Source organism: Corynebacterium casei LMG S-19264 (genome assembly GCF_000550785.1).
Taxonomy (GTDB): domain Bacteria; phylum Actinomycetota; class Actinomycetes; order Mycobacteriales; family Mycobacteriaceae; genus Corynebacterium; species Corynebacterium casei.
In genome coordinates this window covers 154,285-178,116 of sequence record NZ_CP004350.1, presented here as the reverse complement: position 1 = coordinate 178,116, position 23,832 = coordinate 154,285, and the positions used below count along the sequence as shown (strand labels likewise).

Below are 23,832 nucleotides of genomic sequence, written 5' to 3'. Positions count from 1 at the left end.
CTGTGGGGAAAAAATCATTACTCAGTCCTTCGCCGCCGCAGCAGGAACAGGCCCAGCAGAATCATCGCCAGACCTGCCGCCACGAGGCTTAGGACTGCGGCTCCGGTGCTGGCCAAACCCTCTCGATTGGACTTATCAACCCCGCTGGCACCGGCCTTCTCCGGCTGTCCGGAAGAGTGTTCTGTGTCGCCTGGTGTGCTTTCCGGCGGCCCCGAATCCCCCGGTCTGTTAGTCTGCCCAGGTCCACCCGGTTCTGTGGTGGGTTCAGCCCCCTCCTGCCCCGGGATGGGATCAGGCTCTGGATCACGGGTCGGGGTACCAGCGTCAACCTTCGCCTTGGGGTACACCATGAAGGAGTATTCCCAGCCGGTGCCGGTGGCATTGGTCATGGGCACGGTGACCACAAAAGGTTCGAATGTTAGCTCAGCACCTTCAGGTGCGGTCACGGTGTACAACCCCAGTGGCAGCTTGGCGAAGCTGACACGGCCGTCAGGGCCTGTGTTCCCGGAGCGGTGGTCCGTGAAACGGTCAGCAGGGAACGCGAGGACCTCCTCGGCCTCCAAGATCGCAGCCTGCCGCCACCCCTCCTTGGTGCCCAGGTCTATACCGATGAGCCGCTGAATATTCACGGGGACACCGACGTGAGTTTGGCCGGGATTATCATCATTGAGGTTAGGTGCACGAAACTCCAGGGTGAGCTGGCCTAGCTGATTGGCATCCACAATCGGGACAGACTCCGAGATAACCGCAGGAGTCACCGAACGGGCGGAGGCACACGGGGCAGCCGCGGTGCAGAGCAAACCGAGGATTACGGCCGCGGCAGTGGTGCGAACGGGGCGTCGATTAGCGAACACGGTGTCGTCCCTCCCCTGGGTATGCCGCGCGCTTCCGCGCCAGCATACGAAGGACCAGGACCAGAATGATCAGTAGGACGATGGCCACCAGAATCAGCACCCAGGTCATCCAGGTCTGCCACAGCCCACCATCCCCGAAGGCCTCTTCGAGCTCTTCTTCATCCATCGGGACACGGGTCCCGCGAACCAGGAGACGATGAGAGTTAACCCCATAAGGAGTGCAGGTGATCAGCGTGAACAGATCGCGACCTTCCTCCGGCTGGAGATCATCGATCTCATTAGGCAGGACAACCTTGATCTGATCCACCTCATACTTCAGCGGCTCCCCGAGAACATCGAGGTAAAACACGTCACCTTCAACAACCTCATCTAAACGGTCGAACATCGTGGCGGTGGTCAACCCGGTGTGGCCAGTCAGCACCGAATGGTTCCCTTCGCCGCCCACCGGCAGGGCGGAGCCGTAGAGGTGGCCCAGCCCGCGCTGCAGCGTCTCCGCAGCAGTGCCGTGATAAAGCGGCAGTTTCGAGTCGATCGCCGGGATCGACACCGTCGCCATGGGCGCTTCCGGATCCCCGGTGGGATTTAATTGCTCCAGGTAACCGCGGTAGGGCGCGTTCTCCTTGGATACCCGCGCCAACCACGGATCCAGGATCGGGATATTGGTGTTGGTGTCGTTGTACTCCCGGGCACGTTCCAACCAGGCTGCACGATCAACCTCAGGTACCTGGGTCTGCGAATTGCGGTAGGCATCCGCGATCGAGGCGTGGTTGGCATTGCGCAGATACGTGACGGCAACCGGATAGAGCAACACGAGAATGCCGGCGATAACCAGCACAATCGGGATGACCTTATGGACCGTTGAGCGTTTAACCGCCCCAGCCTTTTCGACCACGGTCATCTCTGACACTCCTGAATCTGGCCCGCCCAGCCACCACAGCAACTACCGCGGTGGCGCTATAAATAACCGGGCCGTTGGTTATGCGTTATCGCGCTTGCGGGTCACCAGGTAGTAGGCCGCGGCGATCAACAGCAACAGGATGCCACCGCCGAGAATCAGCCAGATACCCATGCCGCCGGTCAGCGGCAAGGAGAAACCGGCATTATTCTCGACGTTTTCGATCGGCTGATCGACGCTGACCAGGTTAACAGTGTCAGCGCCATAGGGCAGAGTCACACCCACAGGCTCCGGCAGAAGCGCATAACCTTCCGGCGCCTCGGTTTCGACCAGGCAGAACTGCTCACCGTTCCCGGCCCAGAGGTCGTCGTAGGTACCCGCCAAGTCGTCCTGGTCGGTCACGTTGGCCAGGTGGATACCGGAAATGCTCGCACCGCCATCGTCCGCAGTGGTCCACGTGGTGGTCCCGCCGACCTGGATCGGCAGACTGCCCGCGGCCAGGTTGCCGTCGGCATCGCAGCGGTGCAGTTCGAAGATCGCGTTGGCGAGTCCGGTTAAGTCATCACCCTGGCCGGTCTTTTGAATGTTGATCTCACCATAGATCGAGCGGGTGGCGTTCGAGACGGTACCCGGGTTCGGGCCGTCAACTCCGGGGTTCCAACCATCCGCGGCAGCGATTGCGGTCGGTGATACCCAAGCCTGGTTATCCAGGGTAGCTTGCGGAACAGCTGTCACCTCCGCCTTGAAACCGACGTCGATGGTAGCTTCGGCGGCTACTCCGGACAAGGTGTCTGCGGACAGCACGACAGACAAAACCTGTCGTTCAGCTCCATCTTCCGTGACCGGCCAGGTTCGAGAGGTAAAGGCGTCTGCCTCCAACGGGGTTCCGTTCAAGCTCACCGTGAGCTCCTGTGGCTCTCCCAGTTCCGCAGGGAGCTTATCAGTGATGGTGAACCCGTTGAGTGCAGTCTCTTGCGAGAGATCGGGCACCTGCCCCTGGATGTTGTAGCTGATGAGCTCACCGAGCGAGGAGCCAGTCAGGTTCGGTCCTTCTGCCCCTACATCGGTCGGAACAGGATCGCCGATCGTCTTGGCCGGCGCTGCCACCGCTTGGTTCTTCGGGTAGACGTGCACCGTGTCCAGCCAGGTGGTTCGATCGACCGGGTCGGTCATGGGCACGGTGACCAGGAAGGGGGCAGCCGGGGCAACCGCCTGACCATTGGTCAGGGTCGGGTTAGCCTCCTCAACCACCAGGTACAGACCGGTATCGATGTCGTTGAAGGGCGCAACACCGCCAGCATCGGTGGTCGCGGTCTGCTCCGCACCCAATCCTTCGGTAATCAGCGAGCTGTAGGAATTTGGGCCTCCACCGGTAAAGAAAGTGTTGATATCCAGGTCATCGGCAGCCTGCCAGCCTGCCAAGGTGGTCAGATCAATGCCGGTGACGGGAAAAATCGAGAACTCGATACCCTCAGCCGGGTCACCGGGAACGTCGCTGGTGATCTCGGTGCCGTTATCCCGGGTCTCACCCGGCAGGCCGAGGCGCTTATTGATCTGCAGGCTCGCGGTTTCCGGAATGCCATCGATCGCAGCGGTCTGAGTGGTCTGAGCGGCAGCGGAGGGCAGGAACGTAGCCCCCCCATTGACAGCACCGGCACCGAAAAATGTTCCCGCTGCAAGCAATGAGGCCACGGCGACTGCCGAAAGCGATTTACGGGTGATGGTGGCCATAGATTATCTCCTGAAGAATTAAATCATTTATCATCCGACGCTCAGATGCGCCAGTCCCACATAAGCGCCATAGGTTGGGAAAACAATCTGAATGGCTGGTTTCTGACATTCAGCGCGCTCGATGCCGCCCCTAAAAACAAGACATATAATATATAGCTTAACTCCTAGTTAAAGTAAAGGGGTGATCTATAACTACTCTTAAGTTCGTTTTAAGCACCCCCATTCAGATGTGGTTGGCTCTGGAGAATCCTGCACTGCAGCGCACCATAAACGAATTACCTCGACTTTCGCCGGTATACTGCAATTGATCAGGCGGTGAATTGTGAATACCCCTACCCCGACGTTTTCAGGGGAATTCGGGAGACAAGACCCTCAAAAGACCCACCCAGAAAACCCAGCAAAGCGGACACGCGTCCCGTCTATTACAATCCTGATGATGACGAGATGATTATCCACTCTGGCAGAGTGAGCATCCCGAACTTTGCCAATAAGTGCCTGTGTGGATACTTGTCGCATTTCTGGCGGCTATTTAGCCGTGATGTTCGCTCTAGTACGTCTCGCGGGTTAAGGCTCGACGGTGCTGTTGCAAAGTTAGTGGAGAGTCATAGAACTCAGTGAGCACCGACGCCTCTAAAACGACCGATTGAGAGACGTTGCTGAGAGCAATCAGGAACGGCGAGGAAAACGGACCTGACCCCTGTTTGGTAGACACCTAATTTCCCATCAATGTGGGACTGAAAGGTAAATCTCCTCACTATGCCAAGCAAGACCTATACCGAAGAGTTCAAGCGTGATGCTGTCGCACTCTATGAGAATTCCTCGAGTGCTTCATTGACCACTATTGCCACTGATCTCGGGATCAACCGCGCTACCTTGCATAACTGGGTCAAAAGGTACAGGGCAGCCGCGCACACCATGATCAACACCCCAGATTCTTCCTCGGCCGCCTCGGTCACCGACACCGAGCGGATCCGGCAGCTTGAACGCCAAGTTAAACGCTTGCAAGAAGAGCGCGATATTTTGCAAAAGGCTGCTAAATATTTCGCGGAAGAGACGAGTTGGTAACCCGCTTCGGGTTCGTTGACGACGCGCGAAAAACCTACCCGGTTAAGCGGTTATGTGAAGTTTTGCAGTTGAATCGTTCCTCGTTTTATAAATGGAAATCTGGGGCAGCCAAGCGCAAGAAACGCTTGTTTAGCGATGCTATCCTCGGCGCGAAAGTCAAGGCCGTGTTCGCCGCAGAAAAGGGCTGTTACGGTACCAAACGCGTCACGGCAGAGCTCAGCGACAACCCCCAAAATAGACCTGTCAACCATAAACGGGTCGCACGAGTGATGAGGTCAATGAAACTGTTTGGGTACACGAAAAAACGCAAAGTCACCACTACTGTTTCGGATAAGAAGAAACCAGCGTTTGCGGACTTGGTCGGACGGAAGTTTACCGCCGACAAACCTAACCAGGTCTATGTCGGTGAAATCACTTACCTGCCGATTACGGGTGGGGTAAATATGTATCTGGCTACCGTGATTGATTGCTATTCCCGCAGGCTGGTGGGTTTCGCGATTGCGGATCATATGCGCACTAGCTTGGTTCACGATGCCCTCACAGCTGCTAAAAGCCAGCGCGGCAGCCTTAAAGGGGCAATATTTTACTCGGATCACGGCAGTGTCTATACCTCGCAAGCATTCCAAAAGACCTGTGCGGCGCTTGGGGTTACACAGTCGATGGGCGCAATCGGAACCAGCGCAGATAACGCCTTAGCCGAGTCATTCAACGCCTCAATGAAGCGTGAAGTGCTGCAAGATTCTAAAACATTCACTAACCAGCCGGTGTGTCAAAGCGAGGTGTTTCGGTGGTGCACCAGGTACAACACGGTACGAAGGCACTCGTCGTGTAATCACCTCGCGCCAAACGTGTTTGAGCGGCACAATGAAGCTACACTCAAACATGCTTCTTGATTAAAACCCCGGTGTCCACTTTCCGGGGTTCAGGCCCGTTCTCTGGCACCCCGAAGCAGGAGTCATCAACGCTGGTGAGACTGTTGCCGCCATGAACAATCTGGCCATTCAAGCAGGAGCACATTTGCGCTGTGGCTGGGAAGTTGAATCCGTGGCTCGCCAAGGCGCCGGCTATCGCGTAACTTCCACCACCGGCGATATCGTCGAAGGAGAGCAGGTCATCGTCGCGAGCGGAGGCTGGTTGCCTAGCTTGCTGGGAAATCTCCAGTTGCCGCAAGGATTCTTAGAGCGAATGCCAGAAATCCAGGTGCGCCAAGAAAATGCCTACCACTTCCACTACCGCGATACCTCAGACTGGGGAGAGACCCCACTGGGCGAAAACACCTCCTGGCCGTGTTTCATTTCCAAGGAGCCAGAGTTCCAGGGCTACGGACTCCCCGGCGGCGGTGATGCCGGATTCCGGGGACAAAAAGTCGCAGAATATAACGGTGGGCGTGTTATCGGACATGCTGGAAACCAAGATGGCGTCGTTGATGCAGCTAACCGACAACGCGTCATCGACTTCGTGAAGAGCAGTTGCCCGGGACTCATCCCGGAGCCATACGCGGAGACCACTTGCATCTTTACCAATATCCCTGATGACCGCATGATCATCGACCGCGCCGAGGGCATCACCATTGTTTCTGCTTGTTCCGGCCAGGGTGCGAAATTCGCACCATTAATCGGCAGCACCATCTATGAGTTGGTTACTGGCGACATTCAAACACCTGAGCTCTTCCGCGCTCACCCACAACGATTCCTTCAGGAGGCATAACTATGACCACTACCATCACTTTCACCCCCAACGCACTGCTTAGTGAAATCGCTGATATCGGAAGGGACCCAGTACGCGGTGGGTACAGCCGCCCTGTATTCTCTCCGCCGGAGCAGAAGCTCAACCAGTGGTTCATCGAGAAGGCCGCTTCGCTTGGGCTCGACGTAGAGCAAGACCGTAACGGAATCTTATGGGCGTGGTGGGATACCCCCAGCAAGGAGCGAACCAATGCCATTGGTACCGGAAGCCATCTGGATTCGGTCCCCGGCGGAGGCAATTTCGATGGACCGCTGGGAGTAGCAAGTGCATTGTCTGCTGTCGCCGCCTTAAAAAACGAAGGGTTTGAGCCGTCCCGCCCCATTGCGATATTAGTGTTTCCGGAAGAAGAGGGATCGCGCTTCGGTTTGGCATGCCTGAGTTCGCGACTGGCGACAGGCGCAGCCACTCCGGAGAAGGTACGAACCCTGACGGACCCAGAGGGCATCACTTACGCCGAAGCCGCGGAGGCCGCAGGCTTCGACCATTCCTCAATCGGTGCCGATAAGGAGGGCTTGGCCCGACTAGCGCAGTTTGTCGAGCTCCATATCGAACAGGGCAAGGGTTTGATAGACCTCGATAAACCGGTGGCCATCGCCGGTACCATCCTGGGCCATGGCCGCTGGCATGCCCGAATTACAGGAACTGGTGATCACGCGGGTACCACCCGCATGCAGGACAGGCACGACCCCATGCTTGTGGGTGCGCACATCATTTCCGCCGTTCGAGAAGAGGGCCAAAGCGTCAAACAAGCACGCGCCACGGTGGGCCGATTCGAGGTCACACCCGGCGGCACAAACGTTATCGCCTCCCAAGTCGATCTGTGGATCGACGTGCGACACCGTGATGATGAAACTACCAAGGCCATCGTCGAGCGGATAACCCAGCGCGCACAGCAGCTGGCGGAGGCTGAGGGCTGCAAAATCCGTATTGATGAGGAGTCCTTCTCCCCCACCGTCCATTTCGACAGCAAATTGCGCGAAGCAATGAAGAGCGTACTTGCCAGCGCACCGGTCCTAGACACGGGAGCCGGGCATGATGCCGGCATTCTTAGCACCCACATCCCTACCGGCATGCTTTTTGTGCGCAACCCCACCGGAACATCGCACTCTCCTGCGGAGTTTGCAGAAGCTGAAGACGTAGACACCGGTGCGCTCCGGCTAGCCGATGTCCTTCGGCACTTGAGCCTCTAACACATCAAGAATCGAGCAGCGCGGAATCCAGGTCGCCGTGCCGGGAGCAGTGAGCCAGCCAGCCATCGGGGCGAACTTGGACCACCATGCGCCGCCCACATAACTGGCAATAGCGTGGAACATCCAGCCCGGCCGCCGCGGCGGCGTGTAACTGGATCTCTATCCCGGTGCTGAATTCTTGGCCAGTGTTGGGGTGAAAGATGGGTGTCTCACCTGCTGCGACTGCGGCGGCAAGCTCGCCCAACTGGGGCGGCCACGTGGCTTCATGCCGCGGCATTAAAGAGCCTTGATGGGCAGGTCAATGCGTCCGAGCATGTCAATGTCTTTTTCAATCTGCTGGCCCAAAGTGGTCAGGTAGTTTCCAGCAATGATTGCGTTGATACCGGACAACAAACCCTTTTCGGTGCCGTCATCACCCAAAGAAAGCTCGCGGCCACCGGCAAAGCGCAGGGTGGTTGATGGCATGGCCAAACGGAAAGCCGCCACCGCGCGCAGGGCATCACCCATGGGAACCAGCGGGCGGTTGGCAAAAGGTGTGCCGGGGCGTGGGTCAAGGAAGTTCATCGGGACCTCACACGGAGAAATCTCCGCCAGCTGCACCGCGAATTCCGCGCGCTGCTCCAATGATTCGCCCATGCCGATGATGCCGCCGGAGCACACTTCCATGCCCACCGAACGCACCAAGTCCAAGGTGTTCTTGCGCTCTTCCCAGGAGTGCGTGGTGACAACCTGCGGGAAGAAGCTACGCGCGGTTTCCAGATTGTGGTTATAGCGCTTGACGCCCATCTCCGCCAGCTGCTGCGCTTGCTCTGGCGTTAACGTGCCCAAGGAGCAAGAGATATCAATATCCACTTCCCGCTCAATGGCTTGCACCGCCACCGCAACCTGATCCAACAGGCCCTGGTCCGGGGATTTCACCGCGGCAACGATACAAAATTCGGTTGCGCCTGACTTTTGTGTCTTCTTCGCCGCTTCCACCAATTCCGCAATGTTCAAGCGTGCCGCGCGCACCGGCGACTGAAACAGCCCCGACTGCGAGCAGAAGTGGCAGTCCTCCGGGCAACCACCCGTCTTGATGGAGATAATCCCTTCAACCTCCACTGCCGGCCCGCACCACTTCAACCGTGTCTGGTGCGCGATGTCCGCCAGCTCTTCCAGCTGCGAGTCATCGCTGGTGAGAACCTCGATGAGTTCTTCTTTGTTTAGTCCGTGCCCCTGTCCCAGAGCTTTTTCACGTGCGACGTCAATGATAGTCATGACACAGCAGCCTAAACCATCAATTGAACCCTGTTTAATTGACAGACTTAAACACCGTTTAATTCCCTCATTGTAGGGTAATTTCTCATCCGAAAGAACTATCAAAAACCCGCTTTGAAGAATCCGCTAGAAGCTTTTTGCATGTACCGTGGCAGGCGATCCAGCCACCTACCACCGGGGGAAATTTATGAAGACCATTGTTGTAGTAATCGCTTTCATTCTTTCTTTTCTGCTCACAATCGCCGTGTTAACTGGGTTGATTGCCGTCACCGGCCTGGGCGCCGGCATTGTTGAAATGGCAATCATCCTCATCATCGCAGCCATCGTCGGCTACTTCGTCGCACGTGCAGTAAGCAAGAAGCAAAAGCCTTAAACCCACGCCGCCACATGCGCGCATGAATCTCGGCCACATTGAACGTTTGGGCACTACGATGGGCCGGTATGAGCCTGTATGAAGACACTTTGGAATTGCTGCAAGAACTTATCCGTAATGCGTGCGTGAATGACTTAACGGCCGATTCGGGTGAGGAATACCGAAATGCGGCGACGTTGGAGAAGTTCTTTGAAGGCACCGAGGTGAAGGTGCAGAAGTTTGAGCCGCACCCAGGGCGGGTGTCGGTGGCGTTCACAGTGGAAGGCTCCGATCCACAGGCGGAGCCTTTGACGTTGCTGGGCCATATTGATGTGGTCCCGGTGGATGAGCCGAAGTGGACCAAGCCACCGTTTGAGGCGCTGATTGAAGATGGCAAGCTTTATGGCCGCGGCGCAGTGGACATGCTGTTTATCACCGCCAGCCAAGCAGCAGTTACCCGTGAGGTGGCGCGCAAGGCAGCGCAGGGCCAGCGTCCACAGGGCACGTTGACTTTTGTGGGATTGGCCGATGAAGAAGCGCGTGGCGGACTCGGCGCGAAGTGGATTTCAGAAAACCAGCCAGAGGCATTTTCCTGGCGCAATTGTCTATCCGAAACCGGTGGTTCGCACCTGCCCGCACTAGATGGCAGTGATGCCATTGGTTTTAACGTGGGTGAGAAAGGCGCGGGTCAGCGCCGCATTCACATCCACGGGGATGCCGGGCATGGCTCCACGCCCTTTGGCAAAGACTTTGCTGTGGTCAAGATAGCGGAGGTTGCGCGCCGCATTGCAGCAGCTCAGCCGCCGGCAGTGTCCAACGAGACATGGGAAGGCTTTGTGCGCGCCTTCAAGTTTGATGAAACAACGCAGCAGACTCTCATCGATGGCACGGCCGCTGATGCTGATTATGAAAAATTCGGGGCGCTTTCGGCCTATGCCCATGCGTTTTCCCACACGACCATTGCGCAGACGGTTTTGCGTGCTGGCGGGGCGATTAACGTGTTGCCATCGCATGCCTGGCTGGAGATGGATATTCGCCCATTCCCAGGCCAAACCCAAGAGGACCTGGATGTCTTCTTGCGTGAGGCATTAGGGGATTTGGCTGATGAGGTAGAAATTGAGCACCTCATCACCGAGCCAGCAACGCATTCGCCTACCGATGGTCCCCTATGGGACGCGATTGTGAACACCACCAAGGAGTTCTTCCCAGAGGCCGCAGTAGTACCTGTGCACGCAACCGGCGGTTCCGACCTGCGCTTTGCGCGACGGTTGGAAGGCCCGAATGGCGGCAGGGCCTATGGCTTTGCGATGCACGCACGTGAGCGCGACATGGCCAGCGCCAACTCCCAGCTGCACAGCCATGACGAGCATCTGTACCTCGAGGACCTGGAGCTAACAGTGCGCGCCTACGACTCACTGGTGCACAAGTTTGTGGGCCTCAGCTAAACACCGCCTGAGTGAAAATACGGCACACATACAGTGTGAGATAGGTCTGATTCCAAGACAAAAGCCCGTGGCCAGCGCGTTTCTGTGCGCCCGGCCAGGGAATTCACAGGCTCTAGCGGTTTTGCGAATGTTACTGGTGTGACATAATGCGCTTATGCCAAAACTGACTTCCGCGAAGACCGGGCTGATCGCAGCCGCTACTGCCCTGACTGCCACCCTTGCTAGCCCAGCCATCGCATCCGCAGATGTTGTCGATGACATGCTGGCAAAGATGCCATCAGGTCAAATCTCTTGCTCCCAGGCCGAATCCCAGTACACCAACGCGTCTGACTACAACTCCAAGAAGCAGCAGGCACTTGCTGTAGCTAACTTCCACTCCCGTGGCGGCGAAATCCGCGCTGCGATCTCCCGCATGGATGAAGCAATCGCACGCTGTGGCCTCAACGGCGGCAGTAACTCCGGCAACACCAATTCCGGCAACAACTCCGGAAATAATTCCGGCAATACTTCGGGAAACCAGAACAACTCTGGCAACAATTCCGGTAACACCAACTCCGGTAACACCAACTCCGGTAACACCAACTCCGGCAATAAGAACACTGGCAACAAGTCCAACACTGATGTCAACGGCAAGCAGGTCATCCCAGTGCTGGTTCAGCCAGGTATGCCAACCGTTGACGTTCCAGTAGCGAACGTGGTCACCTTCCGCATTCCAGATGCAGCAAAGATTGTGTCTGACGCTGTGGAGCAGGGCTCTTCCAACGTTCAGGGTTCTTCCCGCTAATCAAGCTTGAAGTAAATATGGCGGTGTAGCGAACACCCCGGATTAAACAGCTGTCCACATTGTGGGCAGCTGTTTGTGCTTCCGGCATACTCTGAAAACACCATTTCGCGGCCACATGCCCCACACATCACGGCTGGTGATTCCAGGTCCATCGCTCCAAAGCTGTGGTCAGTCATCTCAGCATGGCACTCATAGCATGCCCAATACTTATCGCATGTAGCACACTTATTCGCAATCACGTCTACCGCGGAATGATAGTGCGCACAGCGCCCCGCTTCATCGAGAACGTCTCCGTAAATTGTGGCCATACCGCCCAGCTTAGACTTCAATCACTTGCTCGCCTTAGCTTTACGCGAACTAGGAGTCCGTGGGGGTCGCGGCATAATGCAGTAGGGCCTGAAACTGCCGCGGATGGCTAAGCCGATACACCGGCGGCACGGTGGGATCTGGTTCCATGGTGCGCGCAAGATCTCGGCGCGAGCGCCACGTTTTGATCCACCACAAGAAGATGGAATCTTTGCTCATCAAGGACAAGCGGAAAGATTCACGGTTGCCGTTGCAGCAGGTTTGCCCCAAGAAAGAACGGGACATGGTGCGTTTAAATAGGCGGCTAAATGACACCCATGGCGAGTAATCCAAATATAAGATGACATCTGTTTCCGGATATACAATGTCCGTTACTTTGGACCCGCAAGAAGCCATCACCCAGGCTTGAGACTTCATATGTTCCAGCACACGTTCGCGCTGTTCTTCGGGGGAAAATAAGGTCCACGGGGATTGCTCCGCGGGCATCCACAAAACATCATTGTCAAAGTCAATAGCATGCAGATTCTTCAGCGACGCCCATTCACGAGCTGCGGTGGATTTACCTGCACCCGTCACGCCTTGGATTACAATCCGGCGTGCGTCTAAAACATCCATGGTTGAGGCACGTGACATGACAAAGACCTTCCCGATAGCTGAGCCAGAAGCAAAGAGGAATAACCTCTACCGTCTTGCTTGCCTCTTCCGCTACTGAATGAATAGTGCTACAGTCATCGGCGTATTTGTTGTCAAAGAACAGGATTAAGACGTGAAGATTGCACGCCGCACCGCATAACCACTGCTGAAGCGCGCGCAAGCGAAGCATGCCTTCAGCAGGAAGTCCCACTTCTACTGCACACTAAGGCGCTGCTTTCATGTCTACTTTTTTAAATAGTTCGTTTTCTCACGTCACCTTCAACAAAGTTTCCCTCACCTGGTCTAACGGCACCCCGTGCTTGCGCGAGGTCAAGTCCTGGGAAGTGGTGTTTCTGCCTTTCGTTGAAACAAGCAGTGTGATGGCCTCAGGGACCAGCACGTGCTCGGTGCTGTGACTGGTTCATGCAACCTCCTTGGTGGTGTCAGCGTCGATGACGTTGGCGGTGATCATTGCTTTGGTTTGCTCAAGGCTAGTCAGTGACATGTAGCGGTTTTGCTGAATCCAATCATCATGTTGTTCTGCCAACACAGAACCAACAAGGCGCACAACAGCGTCACGATTAGGGAAGATTCCAACAACATCTGTACGTCGCCGGATTTCACGATTAAGCCGTTCAGTGGGGTTATTCGACCAGACTTTCTTCCACACCGACTTCGGGGTATTGGTAAACGCTAGGAGTTCATCGAGGGCTTCTTCTAGGTAGTCGGCCACGTGTGGGAACTTCTGCTCACAAAATGTCACGACCTCTTTGGCTTGGGACCACACCGATTCTGAGTCTGGTTGTTGGAATATCGTGTGAAACATCGCCGATAATGTCGGCCATTGAGTCTTGGGGACCATGGCTGAGAGGTTCTTGGCGAAATGGGTACGGCATCGTTGCCAGGACGCATTCGGTAACACGTCACTGATCGCGTGCTGGATACCTAAGTGAGCATCACTGGTTACCAAATAGACCTCATTAAGCCCGCGGGCTTTTAAGTCACGGAAGAACCCGGTCCATGACGATGCTGATTCCGATGTAGCGACCTGCATGCCTAGTAGCTCGCGGTAGCCTTCAGCATTAACCCCGGTAGCAAGGAGTACGGAGGTTTTAACCACTCGTCCGCCTTCACGGACTTTCATGGTTAACGCGTCACATGAGACATACAAGTATGGGCCGGTATCTAGTGGCCTGGTGCGAAAATCTTCGACCATGCAATCAAGATCTTTCGCCATCTCAGAGACCTGGGATTTTGAGAGATTATTGATACCTAGACTAGCGACAAGATCGTTCATCCTGCGAGTGGATACGCCCTTCAAGTAGCAGGTGGCTATCACGGTGGTGAGTGCTCGTTCGGCCCGGGTTCGTCGTTCCAGGAGCCAGTCCGGGAAGAACGATCCAGTGCGTAGCTTAGGTACTGCAACATCGATGGTACCCACGCGAGTATCTAGGTCGCGGTGGCGGTAGCCGTTGCGGACATTGGTGCGAGACTCAGACGTGGTGGCGTAATCGGCGCCGCAGACTTGGTCAGCTTGGGTCGAGAGGATTTGGTTAATGAAACCTTGAAGCATCTCGCGCATGAGATCTGGGGATGCTTGAGCGAGCAATTCGTCTAAGTAGGTAGTCGGGTCTATAGAATAAGGGGCAGCGGCCATCGTGGTTATCCCTTTCGAGGAGATGTAGGAGTTGATTCGAAAGGTACTACGGTGGTCGCCTCATGCATTCATCAGGCCCTCACCGATAGTTGCAGATACACCATGCTACGGGACACAGCCCTTGCGCGATATTTCTGGCACACTATCAGCGCCTTTGACTGGGCTCATTGGTGATAATGGCTCGGGTAAATCAACACTGCTGAAACTAATATTGGGTGAGCACTCCCCTACCTCCGGAAACCTTGAAGTACCCGAAAACGTTGGGTATCTACCTCAAGACTTAGGTCTCAATACTTCGGCGACCATCGCTGATGTTTTCGGCATTACAGAAATTCTCAACGCTATCGAGGCGGTTGAATCAGGTGAGTACAGCGAGCAATTACTTGCCACCATCGGCGATGACTGGAATGTGGAAGAACACGTCCAGCAATTCATCGGCGCGCTCGATATACGTCGTACTATCGGAACACTTTCTGGAGGCGAGGCCGTATCTGTTGCTCTCGGCGCAGTGTTTGCGCAGCAACCAGACCTAGTCTTGTTGGATGAGCCGACTAACAATCTGGATACGGAGGCGATGCAGAAACTGGTCTCAATGCTGCGCTCGAGCACTATTCCTGTCATCGTGGTCAGCCATGACCGCCAATTGCTGGCGCATGTGAGCGAAATTGCTGAGCTGTTCAACGGCCAGCTCCGCCAGTTCAGCGGAAATTATCAGAACTATCTTGATGCTATTGAACAAGAACAACACACTGCGCAACAGAAAGTGCGTGACGCCAAGTCCGTCTTAAAAAAGGAGAAAGATGAGCGCGCTGCGCTAGCCACCCAGATTGCTCATGATGCCGCCAAGGGCAAGAAGAACATTGCCAACCGGCGCAAAAGTCGCTTAGCTTTAGGCAATGACAAAGCGCGTGCGCAAAACACTGCTGCGAAGCAAACACATAAACATGCGCAAGGAATAGCGGATGCCGCGCTCGATCTCGATTCAGCGCAGCGTCGGGTTCGTAAGGATTCCCAGATCTATGTCTCTTTGCCGCCCACCCAACTTGCCGCCGGTACAAAAGTCTTGCAGCTGCAGCTACCACCTAATGCTGAAGGCAGAACAGAGTTCATCATGGCGGGCCCGGAGTACCTTCGCATCGCGGGTGCGAATGGGTCAGGAAAAACCACGCTCATCAATCACATCTTCGCCGCCAGTCAGAACTGCGCTGCCAATCAGGAATCCACGCTGACAGCAGATAGCGATTCTGCCGTGGATTATGTGATCGGCAACGTTGGATTTATCCGCCAACGCATTGAATTCGCACCTTATCTCACCGTGATGGAAACCGTAGCTAAGCGCCGGCCAGAATTTACTACGCAGGAGCTTCGTGACCAGCTCGCACAGTTGTTGTTCCACAATGACATGGTTAATCAAAAGATGGGGAGTTTATCTGGAGGTGAGCGTTTCCGGGTGGAGTTTGCCTGCAATGCGCTCGCGGCCCCGCAGCTACTCATCCTAGATGAGCCCACAAACAACCTGGACATCTCAACTACTCAATGGCTGGTGGATGCCTTGTCCAGCTATAACGGCGCGGTCATTGTGGTCAGCCACGATGACGCTTTTTGCGAAGAGATCGGTATTGATTACACCATTACGCTAGGTAGTCCCTCGGAATCTGATCCAGAAATTATGACCGATGAATTTGCTGAAGACACCACAGACTCAAACCAAAACTAGACCAGCTATGTTGGCTTTCGTGGCAACGCCCGTGAGGCTCTCATCTTCTACCAAGAGGTTTTCGGTGGCGACTTTCAAATCGGTGGGTGGGACCGCATGTGTGCCGACAACCACGAGCTCGGTGAGGACGACTCCGCTAACCAACGCATGAACCTTGTCATCTGGGTTGATGATGCTGAAACAATGACCGCCCAATTTTAAAGCGCTTTCTGAAGGCACAGGAGTTCACATGCCCCTGGTAGAACAAGAATGAGGCGCTAAATTCGGCGGGCTCAAAGATAAGTTCGATGCCTGGCACGCCACTGGAGGTTAGATTCATTGGCCTGCCCACCATCGACATCCTGCAAGACGTATTGCAACAGCAACTGTCAGGCTTTGAAACAGCCTAGTCCGGGGTCTTCGCTTATTCGTCGAGGTGCCCAGACCGGATAACGGCAACGGCAAGACTGAGACGTGAATCGACGCCGAAGACAGCGATGAGGTTTGAGACTTGCTTCTTCACCGTGGATTCTGAGTAGTTCAACGCTTCTGCGATGGCTGTATTTGATTTGCCATTACACAGGTGCCGCAGCACCCTTTTCTCGGGCACGGTGAGTGAGAATCCAGTCGACGGCGGATTGATTCTTGGTGGTTTGCCGCACATCTTCTCTTCGGGGAGGTGCCCCACCAACCGTTTCAGAGCGTAGGGCGATACGGACATACCACCTTCGACTGCATCACGAACGGCGGAGATGATTGTTTGTGGCCGTGAGCTTTTTACAATGTATCCGGCCCCACCAGCCGCAAGGACTTCGAGCATTGTGTCATCGGTGTCCAGCGCGGTGACGGCAACGAACACGGGTGGGTCTTCCATTTTGCGTATTTCCCGAAGCAGCGTGACCCCGTCCATTTCAGGCATGTGGATATCAGCCAGGACGAGGTCGACTTCAACGGTGTCGAGCAACGCCAAAGCCTCGGTGCCGTCACTGGCTTCGGCTACCACACGAATGTCACTGGTCGAAGAGAAGTAGGTCCGCAGCGCGGACAACATAATGGGTTCATCATCAACGATCATGACCCAGATAGAGGAAGTATTATTTTTACGCATCATCAAAACCTTATCGGCACCAGGGAAATGTGGAAGGGCGCTTACACTTGAGCGGCCCCCTGAGGCTGGTCAGCACCACAAAAAGTGGTGTCAAGATGGCATGGTTTTCTTCTTGTAGCACCATCACGGCTGGAGTTGCAGGGCTAGCCGATACAACCGGTGCTCCCGCTACCGGCATCGTCACAACCACCAGGCCCGCTACGATTCGGCCACGCCACGAAATTTTCACCCGATTCCCACTTTCGCTAATGAAGGACAAGCTCCTTGCCTTTCATTCTTCCTTTAATGCAGCCGAATACACCAGATCTATCAGGAATTGGGTACGAAAGTGACCACCCTAAGGGGGGTTAATTCATTGTCGTTCGGTGTTATTCGGTGTCATAGGAGATTTCGAGTTCGGACTTCCACTCATCTGAGCTGGTGAGAATGGTGAGGTTTCCACCGATTCCCTCCATCAAAGTGGACAATGCTGGTATTCCCATTCCGGAAGACAGTGATTCATTGTGGTGTTGTGGGCGAATAACGTTGGTTATACTCATGTGGATATTCGAGCCGGTGTCGTGGAAGGAAAACGCGACCGTGGAATGTGGCTCTGCGTACTTAACAATGTTGGTGGATAGCTCGCCGAATACTTCCCGTAGGACCTTCAGATGACCAGGTTTGATAGTGACTTTCGGAATACTGCCCGTGAGCATTACGGTAAATCCGTGGGATTTTAGATTACTCGTTGTCTTCCGGAGCTGGTCAGAAATGGAAAGCGCCGGTTCATTGGCTCGCGGACTATCTTCAGTGCTCAGCGTACGGAGAAGATCGCGTACTTCTTTCATCGACAAGCGAGCTTGCTCTGAAAGATCTACTAGTTCTTTTCTCGTTGCTGGTGCTAGGTCAGGCTGAAGACTCATCGCTTCCAGGCGCATTATCAATGAGGTCAGCGATGATGCAACGGAGTCGTGCAGCATCTTGCCCATGGTTTCCCGGCGCGTTTTCACGTCGGTATCCCATTGTTCATGCAAGTACTTTTGCTGCCGTCCGGATCGGTATGAAACATATCCGGCAATTACAGACAGGGAAACGACCATCGCCCATACGCTTGCTTCTACCCAATCTGAAGGTATAAATTCGCCATTTGCCCACTCGCCCAATCCCGCGTACCAAATAATGATGGTGCCCACGACAGTGGCAACCATGTAGCCTTTCGCAGCGAATACCATGATGACTACCAAGAACATGAGCGATAGTGCCGGAACACCAATGACGGAGTGGCTCATAATGAAAATGAACAATGCCACGGATGCGACCCATGCTGAACGTGGGTACCACGGCATCAAAAATAGGCATGCCACCGTCGCGATTGAAGCAAATACAATCCACGGCTTTGAAAACGGCTCTGGCGAGGAGAAATAGCTAGCGACGAAAACAATGACGCCAAAAAGCCCCGGCCACAATGATGCCGGCGGCACGAACCTCAAAAGCGTCCGGCGTATATCCATCAACATTCACAGCCCCTTCTACCGATACCTAGCACTGGGATAGTATGCCTCATACTGCGCTAGTCGCTCCATACAGCTCAATTATGATTCCTTGTTTGTCGCCGCTACTTTGATTTTGGGCGCCACTGAACATTGGACCGCCTTTGGCTTGACGGTTTTAGGTTTTCTCGTTGCAGGCAGTGTCATTTCCCGGCGCAATAGCCCACCAAAACTCCAGCGTCCGCTCATTAACCAGCTCGCCATAATCTCACTAGGTTTTGCAGCCGTCTCGGTGTTCACCGCCTTCTTCTCCTTTGTAGGAAATCTCGGATTCAACACGATGTTCTTGGTGTTTTACGCAACGAGCCTTCTGTTTTTCGGCAGTGGCTTCGTCATAGCTTCACGTACTAAACAACGCTAATCTCGGCGTCTGTACTTCACTGCTTGGCATTTCCGAGAAGCATCCACCATCGTGTTCTGTGTGACTTTTGGCTTCGCTTTCTACGGACCGAGCTCCTAAGTATTCGGGCTATTGAAACCGCAGCGCGTCTCACATTCAACTGGGAGTGGTTTCTTTAGACTTGGAGACTATGATTCCTGTTCTCATTGATTGTGACACCGGTATTGATGATGCATTGGCGCTGTTGTATTTGGCGGCGCTGCACCAAAAGGGCGAGGTTAACCTCGTTGGCGCGACAACCACTGCCGGCAACGTTGATGTCACGCAGACAGCAATCAATACCCGGTGGGTGCTTGATCAGTGCGGGCTGGGCCACATACCTGTTCTCCCCGGTCAGCCGGTGCCGCTGAAGGTTCCATTGACCACCACGCCAGAAACACATGGTGAGTTTGGGTTGGGATATATCAATCCAGGTCCCCAACACATCAGCCAGCACCTAAACCAGCAACACAGCCCGAGCAACTGGCAGGATTTGTGGCGTGATGCGATGAGCCAGCATGCTGATTTGCGTTTGATTGTCACGGGCCCGGCAACCAACCTTGCTACTTTTGGGCCAACACCGCGCACCACGCTCATGGGCGGTACTTACTTATATCCAGGCAATACAACGCCCACTGCGGAGTGGAATACGTGGGTGGATCCACACGCGGCAAAGACCGCGTTCGCACAGGCCACAGAACCTATCACGGTGTGTTCTTTGGGTGTGACAGAGCGCCTCACCTTGAATCCGGATTCGTTGCAGTTGCTTATCGATGCCCTCTCCGACGCCCCCATCGCCTCATACCTGCCCGAGATGCTGCGGTTTTATTTTGAGTTTCACGAAAGCCAAGGCGAGGGCTATCTGGCGCAGATTCATGATCTGCTCACCGTCATGATTGCGCTGGGCAAAGCCCCTTTCACTACCCGTGAGGTCACCGTGGATGTCGAGGCCGATTCGGAGCTCATGCGCGGCACCACCGTTGCTGATATGCGCGGGCATTGGGGACGAGAGCCCAACGCATTGCTTGTCGATGACGCCGATGTCACCGCCGCCCACGCAGAACTCCTTCGCGCAGCGCGTAATGACTCAAAAGGTCAGTAAAAAGTCAACCCCTTTTGACAAAGACGGTACGAAAGTACCGTCTTTGCCAATCCCCCTTTAAATGAAGCATTGAACATGCCAGACTGGCATCCGCATCAAACAAGTAACGAAAGGGGGATTCATACTAGACAACCTGACTTTTTCACCGGACGTAGATTATTTCTGATGAATGGTTATCTGTGAAGGCAACCCGCGAAAATTTATGCATCCCTGCTATCACCGATGACCGTCTACCATTCTGCGACTAATCATCCACTCCGAGAGTCCATACTTTCAGGTTCGTTCTATCGGAAAGCACAAAACCTTGGTGCTTAACAACACCGGAATTCTGGAAGCTGTTAGTTGTAGTCGCTTTTCAAGCTAGTCGGCAATGAACTTCCTAAGTGTTACAAACGAATCCTGCTCAGAACTCTAAGAAGTCAAACTTCTATTTTCATCTCTCGTGAAATCTCTACCGAAAGGAACATTTCCAATGCACCCTTACTCTCAAAGAACGCTCAGCAATCATATTGCAACCCTTGCATTGACACTCCTCGCCGCTTTCAGCGCAATCATGATCAGTTCAAACGTCCCTTCAAATGCAACTACGGAGGACAATGTAGATTCATCGCTTCAGGCAGACAAGTACCCTACTGAAAGTGAAATCCACCTAACTCTGGATAAATACGCTACGACAAACCTCGACGGATCAACCTTTTATGATGTTAATGAGGCTGAACAAGACAATGTCGACCCACGTATTGTTGAGATCGCCGAGGTTGCAAATGACATCACAAGCGATTCCAAAGGTAAACAGGAACTGGCACAGCCCGCAGACTTGAATCCAACCAACTATGGCAACTGGTGTGGAAAAAATAATTCTGGCCCCGGAGAACCAATCAACGAATTGGATAGAGCATGCATGGGCCATGATCACTGTCTAAACATAAATCGACCAACCTGTGACTGCGACCAAGAATTCGTTTCCCGTCTACGAGAGATTCGGGGGCAGTTTTCTGGGTGGGCTCGCACTTACCTAGAAGCAGCAATCGTTGCCGTTCCAACCTGGCACGGATGCTAATTCTCGAGAGAGGTAACCATGTATTCTCAGAAATCTGAACATTCTTCAAGCCTGAAACAGATCAGGCTATTTGGTTGGGCAAGCGCGATCGTCGCACTGGCTTTGGGCTACCTTTTCTGGATAGTTTCTCAGCACTGGTGGACACCATCGTTGGTCATCTTTGGCATACTCTTCCTCGCCATCTGCATTGGCAATTGCTATGCCGCGGCTAAGCACAAGGCCTACGATCTGTATTTTGCCGCCATACTTTCCTTGGCCGCGCCGGCCATCGTGATCTTCTTTGCTTTTGGGTTCTTCTTCTCCGGCCCTCCTGCTTAAGAAATAGATCCGCGCTATTTCTGCACTAGGCTCCGCCGGCGCTATACTCTGAAATCGATTCGCGTTCGAGGTGACATAGGACGTGAACGTTTCAGTCGTTTTATGATTTTCTAGGGGAAAATTCCGCATGTCACGATCCTCCACGCACAAAGTTTTAGTTGCCGTTGGTGCCGCACTTATCGCCGCAACCTGGCTTTATCTAGTTCTTGTTCGCCCTACGGACTGGGAATCTGTGGGTGGATCCACCGAAGCATTGATCACCCTGGGCGGTTATGTTGGCGGTACCTTGGCGCTGCTAGCGGGTGTTTTGCCTACGCTACCGGCACGTACCGTTGCGATTATCCCGGTGGCGTTGATTCTTAACATTCTTATCGGCCAGGTAGTCGGTTCCATTGGTATCCCTTTGTACTTGGACGCAGTCGGCACTATTTTGGTGGCAGCGCTAGCTGGATCGCGCGCTGGTTTAGCAACCGGTGCTTTAAGTTCCGTGGTGTGGGCACTGTTTAATCCTCTGGCATTGCCTTTCGCGGCTGGTTCTGCGTTGACGGGCTGGTTGGCAGGTTGGGCCATCCATAAGGGAGCTTTCCGCAATATTTTCCTAGCTTTTGCTTCTGGTGTGGTACTTGGTTTGATTACCGGTGCCATCGCCGCACCCGTGGCCGCCTTCGTTTACGGCGGTACAGCCGGTGTGGGTACCGGTGCTTTGGTAAGCCTCTTCCGCGAAATGGGTAATTCGCTCCTGGGCTCGGTCACACTGCAATCCTTCATTTCTGACCCGCTGGATAAGGGCCTCATCATGGTGATCGTCTTCGCCGTTATTGCAGCATTGCCAAAGAAAACCCGGCGCGCTTTGTCGCCCAACCGAAGTGAAGTAAGCCTCAGCCACTAATGAATCCACTGACCTGGATTGTCACTGCGGCAAGCTCATGGATTGTGGTGCTCGGCCTTAATGAATTAGCGGTGAGTGCCGCTGTCGCGGTGCTCGCACAGCTCATAGCGATGGTGCGCTTGCGTAATTTCTCCGTGCTGGCGGCGACTATTGCGTTGAGCATCCCGGTGGGTTTATCCATGGTGGTAATCCACGTCCCGTTTGGCAGAAATGACTGGTCAACAGCACTGGAGCTCAGTGTTCGTTTTATTGCGTTGATGTCAGCGTTTCTCACAGCAGCTAGTGCAATCGCAGTGTCAGAGCTGGTGAAACCCTTAAGCCACATGCCACGGGTGGCGTACATTGTGGGCTCTGCTGTGCAGCTTCTTCCACAGGGCCGTGACACATTGGCGTCCGTTAGATACGCCAATCATCTTCGTGCGCTGAGCACGCATGAGCACAATACTCGCGGCCCACTGAAGACAGTGGAATTTGTGGTTCTGCCGCTGATTACGCGACTTCTTTCAGCCGGGGCGGCACGCGCTATTCCTTTGGAAGTTTCCGGTTTGGAGCGCACCGGTCGGCGGACGGTATTGAATCCAGTGAAAGATACTGGCGTGGAAAAAGCTCTTCGGTGGTTAATGCCAATTGTGGCATTGGTGGTGGTTGTATGGCTATAAAACAAATTGTTGGCCAGTCTGGCGCGGGGCTTACCAGGCAGTTAACAGCATTGTATGAAAGTACTACTGGCGCGGTCATGCTGACATCAGATCCGCGGGCACATATTACGTATCTGCGCCCCACGGTGGAAGAAGAGTTAGCTTTTGGTCTTGAACAGCGCGGGGTTGAGGTTGATGAGATGCGCAGGCGCATTTCTGCGATTGCTCGAGCCTTGAATTTGGACGATCTTCTTGACCGTGCGCCGAATCAACTTTCTGGCGGGCAGACTAGACGTTTAGCTTTAGGGACGGTGTTAATTCTTGATGCTCCGCTGGTGCTTCTCGATGACCCCTTTGCCGGCCTCGACCCCACTTCCCGCGATGCGGTATCTCGTTACATTCACACCCTCGCCGCTGACGTGGTGGTTGCTGGCCACCAGGCGTGGCTTGGGAATGTTGATACGCAATATTTAGGACAACAGCCGGTTCTTAAACTGCCAGAGCCAGTGAATCAAACCAGCCTGGAAGATCAGTCTGACTTTCAGTTCCCGGATGTTGTAGGGCGGAATGGATCCGCCACGCGGCGCTGGTGGCAGTTTCGGAAATTACACACGAACCAGTTTGAGATAGGTCCGCTGACTCTTTCAGTTCCGCGCGGTGGCGTGTTGTGGTTGCGTGGCGCGAATGGCACCGGCAAAACTACTTTGATGAAAGCGCTAGTAGAGCGTGACTCTCGGATTGGGTTGATGCTGCAGGATCCGATTGACCAAGTCATTGATTCGCGGGTGGAGCAGATGGTTCCGGATGCACAGCTGCGTGCGCAGTTCGACTTGGACGGCGAGGAGCACCCATTGGATTTGTCGCAGCGTGCACTGCGGCTGGCGCAGTTCGCCTCGGTCATCGGCGCAGACAATGGACAAAGGGTGGAAGTGTTGTGTGCAGATGAGCCGGATGTCGGATTAGATATCACCGGCCGCAGTGCATTACATGCAGGTTTTGCTTCTCACCTACAACGCGGTGGCGGAATCGTTCTGGCTTGCCATGATGAAAACTTTATTGAAGAGCTACGCATCTACGCCCAGGTGGAGTTACAGGAAATTACACCACGGTCTCCTCACGCAGGCAGGTAGGCTCAACCTCGTGAGCGAATGCCGCGGCTGCCGGGGTTTTAAATTCTACCTTCCAAGCGTCACTGCAA

23 protein-coding genes and 1 pseudogene are annotated in these 23,832 nt (G+C 54.5%); 14 read left to right on the top strand and 10 right to left on the bottom strand.

Annotated features, from left to right (window positions below):
• Positions 1–17: 17 nt before the first annotated feature.
• Genes CCASEI_RS00955 through CCASEI_RS00945 form a run of 3 tightly spaced genes read right to left on the bottom strand, consistent with a single transcriptional unit; the run spans position 18 to position 3,441 of the window.
• Complete coding sequence (locus CCASEI_RS00955; protein ID WP_006823843.1) at positions 18–854, bottom strand: LPXTG cell wall anchor domain-containing protein; 837 nt, start codon at positions 852–854, stop codon at positions 18–20.
• A complete protein-coding gene (locus tag CCASEI_RS00950; protein ID WP_225868420.1) occupies positions 844–1,794 on the bottom strand; it encodes a class C sortase in 951 nt (316 codons plus the stop codon). Before CCASEI_RS00950 ends, CCASEI_RS00955 begins: the two co-directional genes overlap by 11 nt.
• Positions 1,795–1,830: 36 nt before the next feature.
• Entirely contained in the window at positions 1,831–3,441 is a 1,611-nt protein-coding gene (locus CCASEI_RS00945; RefSeq protein WP_169731169.1) for a SpaH/EbpB family LPXTG-anchored major pilin, read from the bottom strand.
• 795 nt (positions 3,442–4,236) lie between these two features.
• Between CCASEI_RS00945 and CCASEI_RS00935 the strand changes: the two genes are divergently transcribed.
• The 3 genes and pseudogenes from CCASEI_RS00935 (at position 4,237) to CCASEI_RS00925 (ending at position 7,481) form a co-directional block, all read left to right on the top strand.
• Positions 4,237–5,438, top strand: a protein-coding gene (locus CCASEI_RS00935; RefSeq protein ID WP_404825273.1) for an IS3 family transposase whose coding sequence is annotated in 2 segments (ribosomal slippage) — positions 4,237–4,531 and positions 4,531–5,438 — 1,203 coding nt in all. Because the reading frame shifts where the segments join, the coding sequence is not laid out codon by codon here.
• Between the two features lie 31 nt (positions 5,439–5,469).
• Positions 5,470–6,252 (top strand): annotated as a pseudogene (locus CCASEI_RS00930) (FAD-dependent oxidoreductase); the annotation flags it as partial.
• Between the two features lie 2 nt (positions 6,253–6,254).
• Positions 6,255–7,481, top strand: coding sequence for an allantoate amidohydrolase (locus CCASEI_RS00925; protein WP_006823848.1), 1,227 nt, complete (start codon positions 6,255–6,257; stop codon positions 7,479–7,481).
• Between the two features lie 4 nt (positions 7,482–7,485).
• Here the strand turns inward: CCASEI_RS00925 and bsaP are convergent, their stop codons facing one another.
• The gene (gene bsaP, locus CCASEI_RS00920) at positions 7,486–7,758 is read right to left on the bottom strand and encodes a biotin synthase auxiliary protein BsaP (RefSeq protein WP_025386894.1); all 273 of its coding nucleotides are present in this window, start codon (positions 7,756–7,758) and stop codon (positions 7,486–7,488) included.
• The gene (gene bioB, locus CCASEI_RS00915; protein ID WP_006823850.1) at positions 7,758–8,738 is read right to left on the bottom strand and encodes a biotin synthase BioB; all 981 of its coding nucleotides are present in this window, start codon (positions 8,736–8,738) and stop codon (positions 7,758–7,760) included. The genes bsaP and bioB overlap by 1 nt, the downstream gene beginning before the upstream one ends.
• A gap of 187 nt (positions 8,739–8,925) precedes the next feature.
• Between bioB and CCASEI_RS00910 the strand changes: the two genes are divergently transcribed.
• The 3 genes from CCASEI_RS00910 to CCASEI_RS00900 all read left to right on the top strand — a co-directional run bounded on the left by CCASEI_RS00910 (position 8,926) and on the right by CCASEI_RS00900 (position 11,319).
• Positions 8,926–9,111, top strand: coding sequence for a hypothetical protein (locus CCASEI_RS00910; RefSeq protein WP_006823851.1), 186 nt, complete (start codon positions 8,926–8,928; stop codon positions 9,109–9,111).
• A 68-nt stretch (positions 9,112–9,179) separates the two neighbouring features.
• Positions 9,180–10,535: a M20/M25/M40 family metallo-hydrolase gene (locus CCASEI_RS00905; RefSeq protein ID WP_006823852.1), complete on the top strand. Its 1,356-nt coding sequence runs from the start codon at positions 9,180–9,182 to the stop codon at positions 10,533–10,535.
• Between the two features lie 154 nt (positions 10,536–10,689).
• Positions 10,690–11,319 (top strand): hypothetical protein, encoded by a 630-nt coding sequence (locus tag CCASEI_RS00900; protein ID WP_025386893.1) that lies wholly within the window; start codon positions 10,690–10,692, stop codon positions 11,317–11,319.
• Here CCASEI_RS00900 and CCASEI_RS14630 read toward each other — a convergent pair.
• From CCASEI_RS14630 to CCASEI_RS00890, 3 genes are all read right to left on the bottom strand, one after another.
• On the bottom strand, positions 11,316–11,627 hold the full coding sequence (locus CCASEI_RS14630; RefSeq protein ID WP_081466687.1) for a CHY zinc finger protein: 312 nt from the start codon (positions 11,625–11,627) through the stop codon (positions 11,316–11,318). The two genes, CCASEI_RS00900 and CCASEI_RS14630, sit on opposite strands and share 4 nt — an antisense overlap.
• Before the next feature lie 49 nt (positions 11,628–11,676).
• A complete protein-coding gene (locus CCASEI_RS00895; RefSeq protein ID WP_025386892.1) occupies positions 11,677–12,258 on the bottom strand; it encodes a P-loop NTPase family protein in 582 nt (193 codons plus the stop codon).
• 421 nt (positions 12,259–12,679) lie between these two features.
• The gene (locus CCASEI_RS00890) at positions 12,680–13,915 is read right to left on the bottom strand and encodes an IS256 family transposase (RefSeq protein ID WP_025386891.1); all 1,236 of its coding nucleotides are present in this window, start codon (positions 13,913–13,915) and stop codon (positions 12,680–12,682) included.
• A 154-nt stretch (positions 13,916–14,069) separates the two neighbouring features.
• Between CCASEI_RS00890 and CCASEI_RS15575 the strand changes: the two genes are divergently transcribed.
• A complete protein-coding gene (locus tag CCASEI_RS15575; protein WP_155894805.1) occupies positions 14,070–15,632 on the top strand; it encodes an ATP-binding cassette domain-containing protein in 1,563 nt (520 codons plus the stop codon).
• 403 nt (positions 15,633–16,035) lie between these two features.
• Here CCASEI_RS15575 and CCASEI_RS00875 read toward each other — a convergent pair whose 3' ends face one another.
• Positions 16,036–16,719, bottom strand: a complete 684-nt coding sequence (locus tag CCASEI_RS00875) for a response regulator transcription factor (RefSeq protein WP_025386888.1) — start codon at positions 16,717–16,719, stop codon at positions 16,036–16,038.
• 368 nt (positions 16,720–17,087) lie between these two features.
• Positions 17,088–18,215 (bottom strand): sensor histidine kinase, encoded by a 1,128-nt coding sequence (locus CCASEI_RS00870; protein ID WP_006823858.1) that lies wholly within the window; start codon positions 18,213–18,215, stop codon positions 17,088–17,090.
• A gap of 85 nt (positions 18,216–18,300) precedes the next feature.
• On the opposite strand from CCASEI_RS00870, the gene CCASEI_RS14920 reads away from it, so the two are divergent.
• The 7 genes from CCASEI_RS14920 (at position 18,301) to CCASEI_RS00835 (ending at position 23,764) form a co-directional block, all read left to right on the top strand.
• A complete protein-coding gene (locus tag CCASEI_RS14920; RefSeq protein ID WP_155894804.1) occupies positions 18,301–18,609 on the top strand; it encodes a hypothetical protein in 309 nt (102 codons plus the stop codon).
• Positions 18,610–18,778: 169 nt separating this feature from the next.
• Positions 18,779–19,729: a nucleoside hydrolase gene (locus CCASEI_RS00860; protein ID WP_006823860.1), complete on the top strand. Its 951-nt coding sequence runs from the start codon at positions 18,779–18,781 to the stop codon at positions 19,727–19,729.
• A gap of 442 nt (positions 19,730–20,171) precedes the next feature.
• On the top strand, positions 20,172–20,789 hold the full coding sequence (locus tag CCASEI_RS14275; protein ID WP_155894803.1) for a hypothetical protein: 618 nt from the start codon (positions 20,172–20,174) through the stop codon (positions 20,787–20,789).
• A gap of 18 nt (positions 20,790–20,807) precedes the next feature.
• The gene (locus tag CCASEI_RS00850) at positions 20,808–21,107 is read left to right on the top strand and encodes a hypothetical protein (RefSeq protein ID WP_006823862.1); all 300 of its coding nucleotides are present in this window, start codon (positions 20,808–20,810) and stop codon (positions 21,105–21,107) included.
• A gap of 127 nt (positions 21,108–21,234) precedes the next feature.
• Positions 21,235–21,996 (top strand): hypothetical protein, encoded by a 762-nt coding sequence (locus tag CCASEI_RS00845; protein ID WP_006823863.1) that lies wholly within the window; start codon positions 21,235–21,237, stop codon positions 21,994–21,996.
• Positions 21,996–22,655, top strand: coding sequence for an ABC transporter permease (locus CCASEI_RS00840; RefSeq protein ID WP_025386886.1), 660 nt, complete (start codon positions 21,996–21,998; stop codon positions 22,653–22,655). Before CCASEI_RS00845 ends, CCASEI_RS00840 begins: the two co-directional genes overlap by 1 nt.
• The gene (locus tag CCASEI_RS00835) at positions 22,646–23,764 is read left to right on the top strand and encodes an ATP-binding cassette domain-containing protein (RefSeq protein WP_025386885.1); all 1,119 of its coding nucleotides are present in this window, start codon (positions 22,646–22,648) and stop codon (positions 23,762–23,764) included. Before CCASEI_RS00840 ends, CCASEI_RS00835 begins: the two co-directional genes overlap by 10 nt.
• The last annotated feature ends 68 nt before the right edge of the window (positions 23,765–23,832 follow it).